Genomic DNA, 14,384 nt, shown 5'->3' with positions numbered 1-14,384 from the left:
CACAAGCTGCGACGGCGAGGAACGTTGCGCTATCGCGTGCCGATCAGCGACGATGGCGTCAGCTCCGGTGCGACGACGACGAGGTCATAGCGGTGCACCGCGTCACGCCACGCCGGGCTTGGCAGCGGGGAGGCGGTCGTGCGCAGGCGCCGCAGGTCGATCAGCGTCCAATCGCCTGTCCGGGTGTCGGCAGCGGAGGGCAGCGCCGGCGCCAGCCATGCGTAATCGGCATCGTCGGTCAGCACGAAAGGCTGGTGGCGGACCTGCCGGCCGACGCCCCCGTAGAGCGCGCGGACGCCGCGCGCGCCATAGACGGCGATATGGAGCGCACCGACGCCCTCTTCCCTGGCGTGTTCGGCGACGAAATCGCCGAGGTCGCGTTGCCCGAGCTCATTGATGCCCTTGCCCATATGGACGGCGCCGAATTTGAACAGCAGCCGGGGCGGCCGCGGCCGGGCGGCGAGATAGCGGAGCAGCGTCCGCTGCATCAGCCGCGCACGCCGGAAATTGGAGGCGCGGCCGTCCTCTTCCTGCCCCAGGTAGATGGCACGCGTCTCGCACAGCGCGTCGAACAGCGCCGCGACGTGCGCGCCCCCGTCGTGCAGGATCGCCGCATCGGTCTCGGCGAGTTGCCGGTCGTCGACATGATAGAGGAACAGGTCACCGGCCGCGCCGCTCGCGATGGCCCGGCGCGTCGCGGCACGGTCGGCAGCGGCGAGCCGCGCGATCGCCGCGCGTGCGATCGGCCCCGGCCGTGCCGCGCGCATCTGCTCGAACAGATAGCCCGGCGCGCCGAGAAACTCCTGGTCGAGGCCCCAGAGCTGAAAGTCCGGCCCGGCGAGCGCGGCGCAGGCGGCGGCCATATCGCTTTCGTCGCGGCCATTCTGGAAGGCGAAGGCATCGGGATGCGCGGTGAGGACGGCAGCGAGACGCGCGAGGCGATCGCCGCGCCGCAAATGGGCGTCGACCAGCCGCGCCGCTTCCGGCCCGATCTCGACCGCAAGCGCGTCGAGGCCGTCCGGCACCATCAGCCGACAGATGCCGAGGGTGAAGGCGGGGATCTCACGCGACAGATGATCCTCGCCGATCAGCACGTAGCGCGCGCTGCTAATCGCCTCGGCCAGGATCGCCGCCCCCGCGCCGTGCAGCCCCGCCGCATCGACCCGCAGCGTGGCGCGCGCCGCGTCCAGACCGACTGGTACCGCGTCCTCCTGCGCCGGGCCGGACGGGATCGTCACCGGCTGCATCCTCCCTCTGATGGCCTGCATGTGCTATATTCGTGTAACACACCGGTCAAGTCATGGGCGGGCGGATTTGCGCCACCCCGCCGGCGCGACGGCGGATTGCGGCAAATGGTTGCTGGCGCTTTAACGATGCGGGCGAGGGGGCTACAGGCAAGGAGCGGCAGACGGAGAGGCCCCTTGAACGACGAATTCGCCGAAGCCGTGGCCGGGATGCTGGCAGCCCAGGGGTTCGTGCTCGAAAACCTCTATGCGCTGCTGCTCGCCGGTGACCCCGATCCGGTCGCCGCCTGCCACGCCACCGCGCAGCATATGTTGCGGGACTTCGGCAGTCTCCGGCCGACCGGCGTCCAGACGATGAGCCACGCCGAGATCGAGCGGATCCGCCAGCATGCGCTCGACCGGCTGACCCGATTCTGGAACGGCGTCGAACGCCGGCTGACCGACCTGCCGCAGGACTGACCACGCGCGCCTCTCCGGCGCGTGCGACCGGCGGCGCTCCGGACCAAAGCCGATACGGATGATGGACAAAAGGGGTACGGGACGGGTAGCGCGCGCCGATGGCAGCGTTGATGTTCCTCCTGATCGCGATCCTTCTGGCCTTCGTCGGCGGCAACGGGCCGGGCTGGCTGGTCGCGATCGTCGTCACCGCGACCGCGGCGGGGATCACCCTGCCGGATCTCGACAGCCGCCTGCGGCTCGGGCACCGCAGCGCGCTGCTGCACGGCATCCTGCCCCCGGCGCTGGCGCTGCTCGATCAGCGGACCTGGGGGATCGCCGCGGGGCTCGGCTTCGGGATCGGCTGTCATCTCGTCGCCGATCTGTTTCCCGGCCGGATGCGCGGCTTAGCGACGATCAAGCTGCCGCTCTGGGGCGCGATCGGCGCGGGCTGGTCGTATCTGTGGATCATCGCCAATGCCGCGGGGACGTTGCTGGGCGGCCTGGTCGTGCTGCGCCGCATCGCCGACGGACGTGCGATGGCCGGCGCGCTGGCCGGTGCCGGCATCGTCGGCGTCGCCTATCTGCTGCGCGCGGAGGGCGGCTGGCGGGCGCTGCTGATGCTCGCGCTGCTCGGCTGGCTGGCGACCCGCTAGCCGCCGCGGCTCACTCGCCGGCGCGCGACTGGTCGCGCCAGTCCTTGCCGTAGTTGAGGACATGTTCGCGCGCCGCGCGCGTGTTCGACTTGGACGCCAGCCCCAGCGCACCGATGACGCCGCTCGTGATCAGAACCAAAGCCATGTCGTCTTCTTTCCACTCGCCCGCCGGGACCAGCGCCGCTGCGGCGCCCGTCTTCCCGTCGGCATCCCCGGGTCCTACCCGCATCGGGCCGGTCCGGTCCAACGCAGAGTCGCGATGGCTGTCATCGAATTCCTGCGTGACGCCGGCGCCCGGCGCCGCGCGCCCGCTGGCGGCGCAAGGGCGTTGAAGCCGGCCGCGCGACTTTCTACGGGCAACTATCCTTTCGGCCGCTGCGCCCCCGGCGGCACGACAGAGGTGGAGGATATCGGGTCGCCGTGAATTATCGTCATTCCTTCCACGCCGGCAACAGCGCCGATGTCGTCAAGCACAGCCTGCTGATCGCGCTGGTCCGCGCGCTGCAGCTCAAGCCGGGGGCGCTGACGCTGATCGACACCCATGCCGGCTGCGGCCTGTACAATCTCGCCGGCGACGCGGCGCAGCGCACCGGCGAGGCAACGCAGGGCGTGCTGCGCGCGCTCGCCGCGGCGGACCCGTTGCTCGACGCGTATCGCGCCGTCGTCCAGGCGGTGAACGATACGGCCGAGCCGCGCTTCTATCCCGGTTCGCCAAGGCTGCTCGCGCAGCTGCTGCGACCGCAGGACGTGCTGATCCTCAACGAGAAACATCCCGAGGACGCCGAGACGCTGCGCCGCGTGATGCGCGACATCGCGGCGGTGCACCGGCGCGACGCCTATGAATTCTGGCTGGCGATGCTGCCGACGCGCACGCCGCGCGGCCTGGTGGTGGTCGATCCGCCCTATGAGCAGACCGACGAGCGCGAGCGGATCACCGCGACGCTCGCCGCGGCGCAGCGCAAATGGGCGCATGGCGTGACGATGATCTGGTTTCCGCTCAAGGACCGCGCGACGCATGCGCGCTGGACGGCGCAGCTGCGCCGGCTCGGCCTTCCCAAGCTGCTGCACGTCGCGCACTGGCTGTACGACGCGGAACAGCCCGGCCTCTACAACGGCGCGGGACTGTTCATCGTCAACCCGCCCTATGCCTTCACCCAGCCGCTGCCGCCGCTGCTCGCGGCACTGCGCGCGGCGCTTGCGCCGGACGGGCACGACGGCACGCTCACCGCGGAATGGCTGGGGTGAGCGCATTCCCCGCGCCCAGCGCCCCGCCGCGGCGAGCCCGCCGGCGGGGTGTGTCGTCAGAAGCGCAGCCGCGCGCCGGCGTTGACGCGGCGATAGGTCAGGCTGCGGTTGATGAAGCGCGATTCCACGCCGCCATAGATCAGGCTGTCGGCGTCGGTCAGGTTGGTGATGTCGGCGAACAGCTGCAACGTCGGGTTGGAATTGTAGCGCAGCGCGACGTCGACTTGGCCGTAGGCGGCGTGGATCTGGTCGACGCCGGGGCCGCCCCAGTCGCACGCCATCGTCCAGCGCGAACGCCAATTGTACGACACGCGCGCCTCGAGCCGGCTATTGTCGTAGAAGCCGCTGGCATTGTACGCATCGGGCGAGATGCGGGTGAAGCCGCAGGCGCCCGGCTGATCGAGCAGGCGCGGCCGGACATGCGTGTAATTGGCACTCGTGCCGAAGCCGGACAGCCAGCCGAACCGCGCGTCGAGCGTATATTGCGCCGTCACCTCCACGCCGTCGACGCGCCCGAGCGACTGGTTCACCGTCTGGGTGACGAAGACGCGCTCGAGCGCGATCGGCAAACTCGCCGCGATGGTACGCGACTGGAAGAGGTTGGTGAGCTCTTTGCGGAAGCCGGCGACCGAGAGGTAGCTGACCTTCGACAGATACCATTCGAGCGACAGGTCGTAATGGGTCGCGAACTGGGGTTTCAGTGCCGGATTGCCGAGGCCGAGCGTCAGCCGCCCCGGCTCCCCGCCCCAATATTGGCCATAGCGCAGATCGTTGAGATCGGCGCGGGTCAGCGCGCGGCCGATCGCGCCGCGCAGCATCAGGTCGCCGGTGAGGTCCAGCGCGGCATTGGCCGAGGGCAGCATGGCGGTGTAATGCGCATCCTGCGCCTGCGGGCCGGCGGGCGTATAGCTGAACACGTATTGGGTGCCGCTCGGCGGCAGCGTGATCGCGCTCACCGTCGATCCATAGCCGTGCGACACCGTGTCGACATGGACGATCCGCACGCCGACATTGCCCGACAAGGCCCCGTGCGCCAGCGTCGCGTCGACGAAGCCCGCCGCGACGCGTTCGCGCGTCGAGAAGCTCGCGCCGGGATCGAAGACGAGCGCGAGCGGGCCGCCGGGGATCTGCAGATCGGACTGGATCAGCGTGCAATTGCCGGTACAGCGCGTGGTGCTATCGGCACCCGTCGTCGGCAGATAGCTGGCGCTATACTGGCCGCGGCGGTTGAGCCGGTCGGGGCGCGACATCCAGGCGATCAGCGTGCGCGGATCGTAACCGAAGAACTGGCGGCTCGGTGGCTCGGCGGCTGCACCGCGCCGCGCAGGAAGTCGCGCCCCAGCGTCATCGGCCGCAGCAGCGCCGGATCGACCGGGAAGGTCAGCGTGTCATAGGGATCGGACCGTGAACTGACGTTGTCCTGCCCCCTTGCTGCAATCCTGGTAATCGGCGCCGAGGCTGATCCCGGTCAGCCCGCTCGTACCATGGTGCCAGCGGCCGACGAGCTGCGCCTCGGTCAGCCTGTCGTCGACCGTCTGGCCCCAATTGCCCGCATAGCCGAAGCGGATCCGGGCGGGGTCGGTGAACATCGTGTCGCTGGTCGCGATCTGCGGACTGGCGTGGGCGAGCGCATAGCTGACGTCGTTGGCGGCGTAATTGCCGATCAGCACATAGGGATCGAAGCGCTTGTCGCCCTTGGCGCGGCCGCGCGACAGATCGGCGGTGACGGTGATCGTCGCGGCGGGCCGCCACAGCGCATTGACGCCGACGTCATAGCTTTCGGCGAGCCGGTCGCGCGCGCGGATCACCGACAGCTTCTGCGGCTGCGCCACCGTTCGCCCGGCAAGCACCGCGGCGACCGCAGGCGATTGCAGGAACGCCTGACCCGGATAGGTGCCGGCAGTGACGATGCCCTGCCGGTCGACGACCGGGTTGATGATCGTATTGCCGAAGACGAGGTTGACGATCGAATCGTCGATCCGCTGGTCGAGCCGCGTGTAGAAGCCGTCGACGCTGAGCGTCAGCGACGCCGCGGGCTTGTACTGGATCGCGATGCTGCCGAACGTCCGCTTGGTGCCGCCGCCATAGGTGCCGTAGCTCGCCTGGCGCGGTCCCGCGAGCCGCTCGGTCGTCGCCACCGGCGCGGTGGCGGAGCCGCGGATGACGTTGAAGTCGGCATCGTCCCACTGGCTGATGCGCGCGTAATCGCCCGATGCGCGCATGTCGACGTAGGAGCCGGCGACGAGCATGCCGAACGTCTGCGCCGGATTGACCCAGGCATAGAGGCCGCTGACATTGGGGCGGACGTTATGGACGCGCTCGGCGAGCATGCCGCTGACCGACAGCGCGCCATAGGTCTTGCCGATGGTCAGCGGGCGCGGCGTCAGGATGTCGACGGTGGCGCCGATGCCGCCTTCGGTCAGGCCGGGCAGCATCGTCTTGTTGACGTCGATCCGCGCGATCATGTCGGCGGGCAGCACGTCGAAGTTGAAGCTGCGTCCGCGGCCGCCGCCATCCGCCGACTAGGCGCCGGTGTCCGAGGGCAGGGTGCGGCCGTTGAGCAGCACGTTGGTGAAGTCCGGGCCGAGTCCGCGCGCCGCGATCTGCTGGCCGAGGCCGAGGCCGGAGTCGCGCACCACCTGTACCCCGGGTACGCGTTGCAGCGATTCGGCGATGTTGGTCTCCGGGAATTTGCCGGCATCCTCGACGGAGATGCTGTCGATGACGTTGGCGGCCCGCCGCTTGGCCGACAGTGCCGAGGCGAGGCTGGCGCGGATGCCGGTGACGATGATGTCGTGCGTGCCGCCGTCGTCCTGCGCCGGCGTCGCCGCGCCGGCCGCGGGCTGCTGCGCCACCGCCGTCGCCGGCGCGAGCGTCGATGCGCCCGCCAGCAACGTCCACCATGGCATCGTCTTCATGTCCGTCTCCCTTCTGTGTTGATTGTGTGCTCGGACCGCCGTGCGGCGGGTCAGACCTGGATGCGCACCGGCGCGCCGCGCTGGCCGAAGCCGATCGGCTGCACCGCGATGGTCGCCGCGCCGGTCCCCGCCGGCAGCGCGGTCGGGGTGTAGAAGGCGCTGCCGTCGATCCGCCCGATCCAGTCGCGGCGGCCGTCGTCGGTGTGGCGGACGATGTCGTACCGCCACGAGGCGATCCGTGGGGCAAGCGGCACGGTCGAGCGGACATAGACCGCATCGCCGTCGCGGTCCGGCGCATAGGCCATCAACCGTTGGAAAGCGTCGCCCGGCTGGGGCAGCAGCGGCAGCACAGGGGCGACCGCAGCGGTCGCCGCGCTGATCGCCGGCTCGGCTGCGGCGGCATGGGCCGTCGCGGTGGCATCGCTGCTGTCCGGCGCATTGCGCTCACCACATCCCGCCAGCATCGCACCGATCGACGCTGCGGACAGCAAGCTGAGGCCGTCGACGACCAATTGCCGGCGCGAGGGCGCCGCGGAGTCGCCCGGTGCGGCGACCGGATCCGCCTCGTTCGGCACCGGCGATTGCAGTTGATCCATCCGTCCCCTCCCGCCGGTCGTTGCCGGGCTGTGCGATGACGCGTCGTCGGATCGGCTCCGCCACCTGTATGGGGAGATCATAGAGAAAGTTCGGACCACATCGCGCAATGGTCATAAAATGGTTACATGGGTCGCGCTTCTCCAAATGGATCAGACACTTGTCGTCGCCTTCGGAGAGGCGGCGTCCGTCTTGCCAAGGACTTGCATGCAGCACGGGCTGTCGATCGTGGGATCGCTGCGGACCGGTTGGCGGTGCCATGCCGACCAATCCCGCTTCCGCCGCATATCGCCGGCAGCGCCCGGATGCGACGTGACGCCGCTACAATGAGCGCAGGTGATCGGCGGAAGGCAGACGGCATGCGGACGACGAGCGGTATCGGGGGCATGGCGAGGGCCGGGGTCGGTCGTCAGGATACCGCTACGATGCGCTCCGGCGCGCCGCGCCGGCACGCCCCGGTGACGGGGGCAGGCGCGTGACCGCGTTCACCAATCTGTCGATCGCCAGGAAGCTGATCGTCTGTTTCGCGATCCTGCTCGCGGTCGTGATCGGCACCGAGGTCGTGATCTATGGCCGGTCCAACGTGGTCAAGGCGTCGATCGCGCATAACGTCCACAGCGATGCGGTGCTGGTCACGCTCGGTCGGGTGAGCGGGGAGATCGTCAGCCAGCAATCCGCCTTCCGCGGCTATCTGCTGGCGGGCGATGCGTCGTTCCTCGACACCTACCGGCAGCGCGGGCGCGACTTTGCCGCCGCGCTGGACGAGGCGCGCCGGCTGCTGGCGGACAATCCGCGGCAGGAGGCGCGGCTCGACCAGGTCCGGCGGCTCGCCGACGACTGGCACGATCATGTCGTCGAGCCCGCGATCGGCCGGATGGCCGACGGGCAGACGATCGATGCGGTGCGGCGGATCACGCTGCAAAGCCCGGGCCGTGCGCTCATGGACCGGCTCAACGCCGAATTCGACGCCATCCAGGCCGAGGAGAACCGGCTGCAGGTGATGCGCCGGGCCGAGCAGGCGGCGGCGATGACCACCATCGTGCGGGTGCGGATGATCTGCTCGATCCTCGTCATCCTGATCGCGATCGCCGCGGCGGTCGGCATGAGCCGGACGATCGCCGATCCGGTGCGCGCGGTCGCCGACCAGCTCGGCACGCTCGTCACCCCCGTCGCGGTCGCGCGCCGCGACGAGGTCGGCCGGATGCAGGGCAGCGCGCAGGCGGTCGAGGCGGCGTTCCGCGACGTGTCGCGGGTGATCGCCGCGATCGCCGCGGGCGATCTGTCGGCGACGCTCGAACGCGATTACGGCGGCCTCGGCAGCGAACTCGACCAGTCGCTCGCGCTGATGGTGCAGCGGCTCAACACCGTCGTCGGCGGCACGCACGGCACCGCGCACCAGGTCGCCGCAATCGGCCAGCATCTGGCGTCCTCCGCCGATCAGATGAGCCAGGGCGTCACCGAACAGGCCGCGGCGGCCGAACAGGCCTCCGCCGCGATGGAGGAGATGGCCGCCAACATCAAACAGAATGCCGACAATGCGCGCACCACCGAGACGATCGCGCGCCAGTCGGTCGAGGCGGCGGAGCGCAGCGGCGCGGCGGTGAGCCATGCCGTCACCGCGATGCGCACGATCACCGACAAGATCGGCTTCGTCCAGGAACTGGCGCGGCAGACCGATCTGCTCGCGCTCAACGCCGCGGTCGAGGCGGCGCGCGCGGGCGATCACGGCCGGGGCTTCGCCGTCGTCGCCGCGGAGGTGCGCAAGCTCGCCGAACGCAGCCAGGCCGCCGCGGCGGACATCTCGGCGGTGTCGGGCGATACGGTCGGCGCGGCGGCCGAGGCGGGGACGATGCTGACGCGACTGGTGCCCGAGATCCGCCGCACCGCCGAACTGATCGCCGAGATCAGCGCCGCCTGTCGCGAACAGGATGTCGGCGCCGGTCAGGTCAGCGAGGCGATCCAGCAGCTCGACGCGGTGACGCAGCAGAATGCCGCCGCGTCGGAGGCGATCGGCACGACCGCCGCGACGCTCGCCGATCAGGCGCTCGCCCTGCAGCGCGGCATCGCCTTCTTCCGCACCACCGCCGCGGCGTCCAATGCGGCGTCCGGCGCCGGCGCGGATGCCGCCCGGCCGCGGCCCGCGGTGGCGACGCCGCGCGCCGCACCGCGGCCGACGCCGCCCGCCGCACCGCAGCCGCCGGCGCTGCGCGGCGTCCGCACCGCCCGGCTGCTGACGCCGCAGCCGGGCCAGAAGGCGAACACGCCGCAGGTCCGCGGCTTCGCGCTCGACCTCACCGTCGGCGACGCCGATCCCGAGGATGCGGAATTCGAACGGATGTGAGGTGCGGCGGGTCGGCAGGGCGGGTCGCTCGGGGTGGTCGCTGATAGCGGCGGAACGACGGCGGGCGCGTGACGACGGACGCTGCGGGCGGCCGCGTTCTGGCTCGGGGCGCGCTCGCTGAGGAGTGAAGCCGAAGCGGTGGTGCCAGACGGGCGAGCGCATCCGAGCGCATCAAACGCCGCCACGTCGGGAGTGGGCGTCAAGCCACCATCCGGACCGAACGCTCCACTTCCGCCCGGACCCGCCCCCTTCCCCCATCGTGCGCTAACCCGCAGCGGCGTTCGCCAGCGCTTTCTCTTCGATGACACAGACTGATAAGCGATTGACTTTGCCGCCAAACCGTTGTGTAAACACAACGATCCGGGTGGTAAGGGGTACGAGCGAACAGATGTACAACAGGATCGCCGTCTTCCGTGCCGAACATGGGCTGTCGCGCCGGCAGCTTGCCCAGGCCGTGGACGTCAATCCCCAGACGATCGGCTATCTCGAGCGCGGCGACTATAAGCCGAGCCTCGAATTGGCGCTCAAGGTCGCCGCGGTGTTCCACGTTCCCGTGGAGCTAATCTTTTCGCTCACCCCGTTCGAAGCAATAGGCACCAGCCTCCGGCGAATGGGAGTCGAACAATGAGCGACCGGCAGCACCGTTTCCTGGCCTGGCTCGATCGGTCGGTGATGTGGACCGGCGTGCCGGCCATGGCGGCGGGCACGCAGCGCAAGCGGCATCTGCGCTGGCCGCCCGTGGTGGCGCTGGTCCTGGCGAGTGGAGGATTGATCTGGTGCGTCACAAATCCGGCGCACGATGTCTGGATCGGCTCGGTACTCATCATCGTCGGCTTCTCTATCGCCAATCTCATGCCGATCTGGGGCCCACTGCGCCGCTTCAGCGAACGGGCGGACGAATTCGAGCGCCAGCAACGGCGCGACTCCCTTCTGGTCGGATTGACGACCGTGGCTCTGGCGGGGTTCGTCGGCATATGGCTCGCCGTCAGCCTCATGGCGATGCAGATCTGGTCGGCCGCAGTCGCCCAGCAGGAACTGATCTCATTCGCTTTCTATATGATGGCGCTCTTCGGTGCCGTACCGACGCTTCACGCAAGCTGGCACACGCGACCGCTCGCCGACGAGGATGAGCGCTGCTAGTGACGGCACGACGGGGGGACGCCGATCGGCCCCCCGCCGCCAATCGGCCACGCCTCACAGATTCGCCTGTTCCGCCTTCGGCAGGTCGGCGTCGGGGCCGTAATAGAGCGTCGCGCAGTCCGCGGCGAGGCAGCCGCCCTCGATCGTGATGTCGTCGCGATAGGCGTCGGCGATGAAGGACAGGGTGTCGACGTGCCGCGCCTCGAAATACATCGGATGGACGTCGTCGCGGCCGGCGCCGTAGACGACGCGGCCGACCTTCGACCAGATCGATGCCATCGTGCACATGCCGCACGGCTGCAACGTCGAATAGAGCGTCGCGCCGCGCAGTTCGAGATCGCCGATGCCTTCGCAGGCGCGGCGGATCGCCATCATCTCGGCATGCGCGGTGGCGTCGGGCAGTTCGTGCGTCTGGTTGCGCTCCGCCGCGATCACCACGCCGTCGCGCACGATCACGCAGCCGAGCGGCGAGGTCGACGGGTGCGAGCCCTTGGAGCGGGCGACCGCGATCGCCTCGCGCATCCAGGCTTCGTCCTCTTGGCTGATCATGGCGCTCCCCGGATGGCATGGCCGCCGCGCCGCGCCCGCGGCGACGCGAGCGGGCCGCGACCGGCACGGCGGGAGAACGAGGCGTCGCGACCGGCGTTCCGCCAACGGCGATGCGTCTTGATCCGGCTCAACCAGAAAAAGCTGCACTAGATCAGTATCCTATGTGGCTGATCGGCGGAATCGCGCGTTGCACCCGCATCGAAACCTCCCCGGGCGCTGACCTCCTCACCCACCGCCAGCGATGCGCCGCGGCTCTAGCGGATATGCGACGATGGATCAGCAGCAGGCCCCCTTGCTCGAGGCGCTGAAGCAGCTCGAGCGACATCCCATCCACGGCTTCGGCGCGCCCGGCCATCATCAGGGCGTCGCCGTGCCGAAGGAGGCGAAGGCGCTGCTCGGTGCCCGGCTGTTCGCGGCGGATGTCATCACGCCCAAGGGGCTCGACGACCGGACCGAGGGCGCACACGTCCTGCAACGCGCGCACGAGCTCGCCGCGGAGGCGTGGCAGGCGGATTTCTGCCGCTTCGTCACCGGCGGCTCGACGCAGAGCCTGCATACCGCGCTCGCCGCGATCGCGCGGCCCGGCGACACCATGCTGTTCGCCGCCAACGTCCACAAGGCCGAGCGGGCGCATGCGCTCGCGGCGGGGCTCCATGCGGAGATCGTCCCCGTCCTGATCGATCCGCAATGGGATATCGAACATGGCGTCACGGCCGCCGATCTGCGCCGGGCGCTCGACGATCATCCGGCGGCCAAGGCGGTCGTCGTCGTCTCGCCGACCTATTATGGCGTGACCAGCGATATCGCGGCGCTCGCCGATCTGTGCCACGGGCGTGGCATCCCGCTGATCTGCGATGCCGCCTGGGGCGGCGCCTTCGCCTTTTGCGAGGCGCTGCCGGACGATCCGCTGACCAAGGGCGCGGATATCGCCGTCTATAGCCTGCACAAGACGATGGGCGCGCTGACGCAGGGGTCGGCGCTGCTCGCCAAGGGCGGGATCGTCGATCTCCAGCGGCTGTGGCTCGCCTATGAGCTGTTCGAGACGACCAGCCCGTCGGTGCCGATCCTTGCCAGTCTCGATGCGGTGCGCCGCGAGCATGCCACCAACGGCGAGGCGCTGTGGACGCCGGTCCTCGCGCTCGCCGACCGGCTGCGCGCGCAGCTCGCCGCGATCGACGGGCTGCGCGTCTTCACCGATGCCGACGTGCCGATCGACAGCGCGCTGGATGCGACCAAGGTGCTGATCGACGTCTCCGCCTGGGGCGTCACCGGCTATGCGCTCGACGACTGGCTGGTGGCGCGGCATCGGGTCAGCGTCGGCCTGTCCGATGCGCGGCATCTGCTCGCGGTGCTGTCGCTCGGCACGACGGCGCGCGACGTCCGCGCGCTGGTCAAGGGCCTGCGCGACGCCGCCAGGCAGATCGCGGCCGGGACCAGCGGCCTGCCGCCGGCGCCGGCGCAGCTGCCCGCGATCGGCACGCTGTCGGTGACGATGCAGGACGATCCCGCCGCGGCCTTCTTCGGCGCGACCGAGCTGGTGCCGATCGAGGCGGCGGCCGGGCGGGTCGCGGCGGAGATGATCGCGCCCGCGCCGCCCGGCGTGCCGCGGCTGGTGCCGGGTCAGCGGATCGAGCCGGCGCATGTCGCCTGGCTCGTCGCGCAGCGCGACGCGGGCGCCTTCTTCCTCGACCCGATCGATCCGAACCAGCGCCGGCTGCGCGTCGTCGCAACCGGCTGAGCGGGCGCTAGCGGCCGGCGCCGATCGGCGGCAGCGTCGCGGCGGTCCGCGCGATCTCGGCGCGCACGGCGGCGAGGCCGGCGAGAGTGTCGTCGCGGCTCTGCGCGCCGATCAGCGGATTATAGTCGCCGGCGCGCTCGCCCTGGCCGTCGAGCACGGCGAACCAGCTCGCCTCGCGGAACAGTTCGTCGCTCGTCAGCACGATCCGGCCCGAGCTGCGGAAATGGTCGAGCCGCTCGGCGAGCGTGTCGGGGATCGCCATCGTCTGGCGTTCGCGCCACATCGGCTCGGTGCGGCCCTGCGTCGCGCGATAATGGAGGATGAGGAAGTCGCGGATATCGTGCGTGTCCTGCGCGAAGACGCGGTTGAACTGCCGCGCCAGCAGCGGCGAACAATCGGCGGCGGGGAAGAGCGACAGCAATTTGGCGATGCCGCTCTGGATGAGATGGATGCTGGTCGATTCGAGCGGTTCGAGAAAGCCCGAGGCGAGGCCGATCGCGACGACATTGCCGCGCCACGCCTGCCGGCGGAGCCCCGGCGTGAAGCGGATCAGCCGCGGCTCGGCGGTCGCCGGCCCGTCCATCCCGGCGAGCAGCGACGCGCGCGCCGCCTCCTCGTCCTGGAAGCGGCTGGCGAAGACATAGCCGTTGCCGACGCGATGCTGGAGCGGGATGCGCCAGCGCCAGCCCGCCTCCGCCGCGGTGGCGCGGGTGAAGGGGGTGGGCCGCAGTTCGGGCGCGCTCGGCGCCGCCCAGGCGCGGTCGCAGGGCAGCCAGTGCGACCAGTCGTCATAGCCGACGCCGAGCGTCTCGCCGATCAGCAGCGCGCGCAGCCCCGAACAGTCGATGAACAGGTCGCCGGCGACGACCCGCCCGTCGTCGAGCGTCAGCGCCTCGACGAAGCCGCTGTCGCCATGGCGGCGGACGTGCGCGACCGTCCCGGCGATCCGCTGCGTGCCGCCGCGCTCGGCGAGGCCGCGCAGGTAACGCGCATAGAGGCCGGCGTCGAAATGATAGGCATAGCCCAGGGTCGACAACAGCGAGCGCCGGTCGGCGACGGGCCGCGCGAAGCGGCCGGCGCGGGCGATCTGCGCGGTGAGCGAATAGGCTTCGGTCGCGGCGGTATCGCCCTCGGCGCGGCCGCGGATCAGGCGGTGGAGGAACATCGCGCCGTCACCCGCCGGGCCGAACGTGCCGAAGGGATGGAAATAGCGGCTGCCCGCGCCGGTCCAGCCGACGAACTCGATGCCGAGCTTCACCGTCGCCTTGGTCTCGGCCATGAACCGCGCCTCGTCGAGGCCGATGATCTGGTTGAACCAGTGGATGGTCGGGATCGTCGCCTCGCCGACGCCGATCGTGCCGATCGCCTCGGATTCGACCAGGGTGACCGCCACGCCTTGCCCCGCCAGCGCGCGCGACAGCGCCGCGGCGGTCATCCAGCCGGCGGTGCCGCCGCCCAGGATCACGATGCGGCGGATGCGCGGTGCGGTCATGACCTCAGCCTAATCCACCTCTCGAAGCAGCG

Annotated in this window: 15 protein-coding genes; 7 read left to right on the top strand and 8 right to left on the bottom strand. The window is 70.3% G+C overall.

Annotated features, from left to right (window positions below; genetic code table 11):
- Window positions 1-29 precede the first annotated feature (29 nt).
- Window positions 30-1,238, bottom strand: a complete 1,209-nt coding sequence (locus tag BW41_RS08945) for a hypothetical protein (protein ID WP_152542224.1) — start codon at window positions 1,236-1,238, stop codon at window positions 30-32.
- A gap of 183 nt (window positions 1,239-1,421) precedes the next feature.
- On the opposite strand from BW41_RS08945, the gene BW41_RS08950 reads away from it, so the two are divergent.
- Together BW41_RS08950 and BW41_RS08955 are read left to right on the top strand one after the other, a co-directional pair.
- Window positions 1,422-1,703, top strand: coding sequence for a hypothetical protein (locus tag BW41_RS08950; RefSeq protein WP_037533794.1), 282 nt, complete (start codon window positions 1,422-1,424; stop codon window positions 1,701-1,703).
- Between the two features lie 110 nt (window positions 1,704-1,813).
- A complete protein-coding gene (locus BW41_RS08955; protein ID WP_152542225.1) occupies window positions 1,814-2,335 on the top strand; it encodes a hypothetical protein in 522 nt (173 codons plus the stop codon).
- A 10-nt stretch (window positions 2,336-2,345) separates the two neighbouring features.
- Here the strand turns inward: BW41_RS08955 and BW41_RS21950 are convergent, their stop codons facing one another.
- Window positions 2,346-2,480 (bottom strand): hypothetical protein, encoded by a 135-nt coding sequence (locus BW41_RS21950; RefSeq protein WP_268747110.1) that lies wholly within the window; start codon window positions 2,478-2,480, stop codon window positions 2,346-2,348.
- 275 nt (window positions 2,481-2,755) lie between these two features.
- Between BW41_RS21950 and BW41_RS08965 the strand changes: the two genes are divergently transcribed.
- Window positions 2,756-3,580 carry a 23S rRNA (adenine(2030)-N(6))-methyltransferase RlmJ gene (locus BW41_RS08965; protein ID WP_037533800.1) on the top strand — a complete coding sequence of 275 codons (825 nt, stop codon included), beginning with the start codon at window positions 2,756-2,758 and terminating at the stop codon, window positions 3,578-3,580.
- Between the two features lie 56 nt (window positions 3,581-3,636).
- Here BW41_RS08965 and BW41_RS08970 read toward each other — a convergent pair whose 3' ends face one another.
- From BW41_RS08970 to BW41_RS08985, 4 genes are all read right to left on the bottom strand, one after another.
- Window positions 3,637-4,830, bottom strand: a complete 1,194-nt coding sequence (locus tag BW41_RS08970; protein WP_037533802.1) for a TonB-dependent receptor domain-containing protein — start codon at window positions 4,828-4,830, stop codon at window positions 3,637-3,639.
- A 138-nt stretch (window positions 4,831-4,968) separates the two neighbouring features.
- Entirely contained in the window at window positions 4,969-6,060 is a 1,092-nt protein-coding gene (locus BW41_RS08975; protein ID WP_037533804.1) for a hypothetical protein, read from the bottom strand.
- A 42-nt stretch (window positions 6,061-6,102) separates the two neighbouring features.
- Complete coding sequence (locus BW41_RS08980; protein WP_037533805.1) at window positions 6,103-6,498, bottom strand: TonB-dependent receptor plug domain-containing protein; 396 nt, start codon at window positions 6,496-6,498, stop codon at window positions 6,103-6,105.
- A gap of 50 nt (window positions 6,499-6,548) precedes the next feature.
- The gene (locus BW41_RS08985) at window positions 6,549-7,094 is read right to left on the bottom strand and encodes a hypothetical protein (protein ID WP_037533807.1); all 546 of its coding nucleotides are present in this window, start codon (window positions 7,092-7,094) and stop codon (window positions 6,549-6,551) included.
- Between the two features lie 473 nt (window positions 7,095-7,567).
- On the opposite strand from BW41_RS08985, the gene BW41_RS08990 reads away from it, so the two are divergent.
- From BW41_RS08990 to BW41_RS09000, 3 genes are all read left to right on the top strand, one after another.
- Window positions 7,568-9,433, top strand: a complete 1,866-nt coding sequence (locus BW41_RS08990; RefSeq protein WP_081793001.1) for a methyl-accepting chemotaxis protein — start codon at window positions 7,568-7,570, stop codon at window positions 9,431-9,433.
- 388 nt (window positions 9,434-9,821) lie between these two features.
- Window positions 9,822-10,061 (top strand): helix-turn-helix transcriptional regulator, encoded by a 240-nt coding sequence (locus BW41_RS08995; RefSeq protein WP_037533809.1) that lies wholly within the window; start codon window positions 9,822-9,824, stop codon window positions 10,059-10,061.
- The gene (locus BW41_RS09000; protein WP_037533811.1) at window positions 10,058-10,573 is read left to right on the top strand and encodes a hypothetical protein; all 516 of its coding nucleotides are present in this window, start codon (window positions 10,058-10,060) and stop codon (window positions 10,571-10,573) included. The genes BW41_RS08995 and BW41_RS09000 overlap by 4 nt, the downstream gene beginning before the upstream one ends.
- A gap of 54 nt (window positions 10,574-10,627) precedes the next feature.
- Here the strand turns inward: BW41_RS09000 and BW41_RS09005 are convergent, their stop codons facing one another.
- A complete protein-coding gene (locus BW41_RS09005) occupies window positions 10,628-11,122 on the bottom strand; it encodes a nucleoside deaminase (protein WP_037533813.1) in 495 nt (164 codons plus the stop codon).
- Window positions 11,123-11,393: 271 nt separating this feature from the next.
- On the opposite strand from BW41_RS09005, the gene BW41_RS09010 reads away from it, so the two are divergent.
- On the top strand, window positions 11,394-12,860 hold the full coding sequence (locus BW41_RS09010; protein ID WP_037533814.1) for an aminotransferase class I/II-fold pyridoxal phosphate-dependent enzyme: 1,467 nt from the start codon (window positions 11,394-11,396) through the stop codon (window positions 12,858-12,860).
- Window positions 12,861-12,867: 7 nt separating this feature from the next.
- Here BW41_RS09010 and BW41_RS09015 read toward each other — a convergent pair whose 3' ends face one another.
- A complete protein-coding gene (locus BW41_RS09015) occupies window positions 12,868-14,352 on the bottom strand; it encodes a tryptophan halogenase family protein (RefSeq protein ID WP_037533815.1) in 1,485 nt (494 codons plus the stop codon).
- Between the last annotated feature and the right edge of the window lie 32 nt (window positions 14,353-14,384).

Source organism: Sphingomonas sp. RIT328, from assembly GCF_000632225.1.
Classification (GTDB): domain Bacteria; phylum Pseudomonadota; class Alphaproteobacteria; order Sphingomonadales; family Sphingomonadaceae; genus Sphingomonas; species Sphingomonas kyungheensis.
This window is presented reverse-complemented; position numbering and strand designations above follow the sequence as displayed.

Coding starts and splice junctions, on each gene's coding strand:
- BW41_RS08980 (WP_037533805.1), bottom strand. CDS start 6,498: ATGAAGACGATGCCATGGTGGACGTTGCTGGCGGGCGCATCGACGCTC.
- BW41_RS21950 (WP_268747110.1), bottom strand. CDS start 2,480: ATGGCTTTGGTTCTGATCACGAGCGGCGTCATCGGTGCGCTGGGGCTG.
- BW41_RS08985 (WP_037533807.1), bottom strand. CDS start 7,094: ATGGATCAACTGCAATCGCCGGTGCCGAACGAGGCGGATCCGGTCGCC.
- BW41_RS09015 (WP_037533815.1), bottom strand. CDS start 14,352: ATGACCGCACCGCGCATCCGCCGCATCGTGATCCTGGGCGGCGGCACC.
- BW41_RS09005 (WP_037533813.1), bottom strand. CDS start 11,122: ATGATCAGCCAAGAGGACGAAGCCTGGATGCGCGAGGCGATCGCGGTC.
- BW41_RS08995 (WP_037533809.1), top strand. CDS start 9,822: ATGTACAACAGGATCGCCGTCTTCCGTGCCGAACATGGGCTGTCGCGC.
- BW41_RS09000 (WP_037533811.1), top strand. CDS start 10,058: ATGAGCGACCGGCAGCACCGTTTCCTGGCCTGGCTCGATCGGTCGGTG.
- BW41_RS08970 (WP_037533802.1), bottom strand. CDS start 4,830: ATGTCGCGCCCCGACCGGCTCAACCGCCGCGGCCAGTATAGCGCCAGC.
- BW41_RS08955 (WP_152542225.1), top strand. CDS start 1,814: ATGTTCCTCCTGATCGCGATCCTTCTGGCCTTCGTCGGCGGCAACGGG.
- BW41_RS09010 (WP_037533814.1), top strand. CDS start 11,394: ATGGATCAGCAGCAGGCCCCCTTGCTCGAGGCGCTGAAGCAGCTCGAG.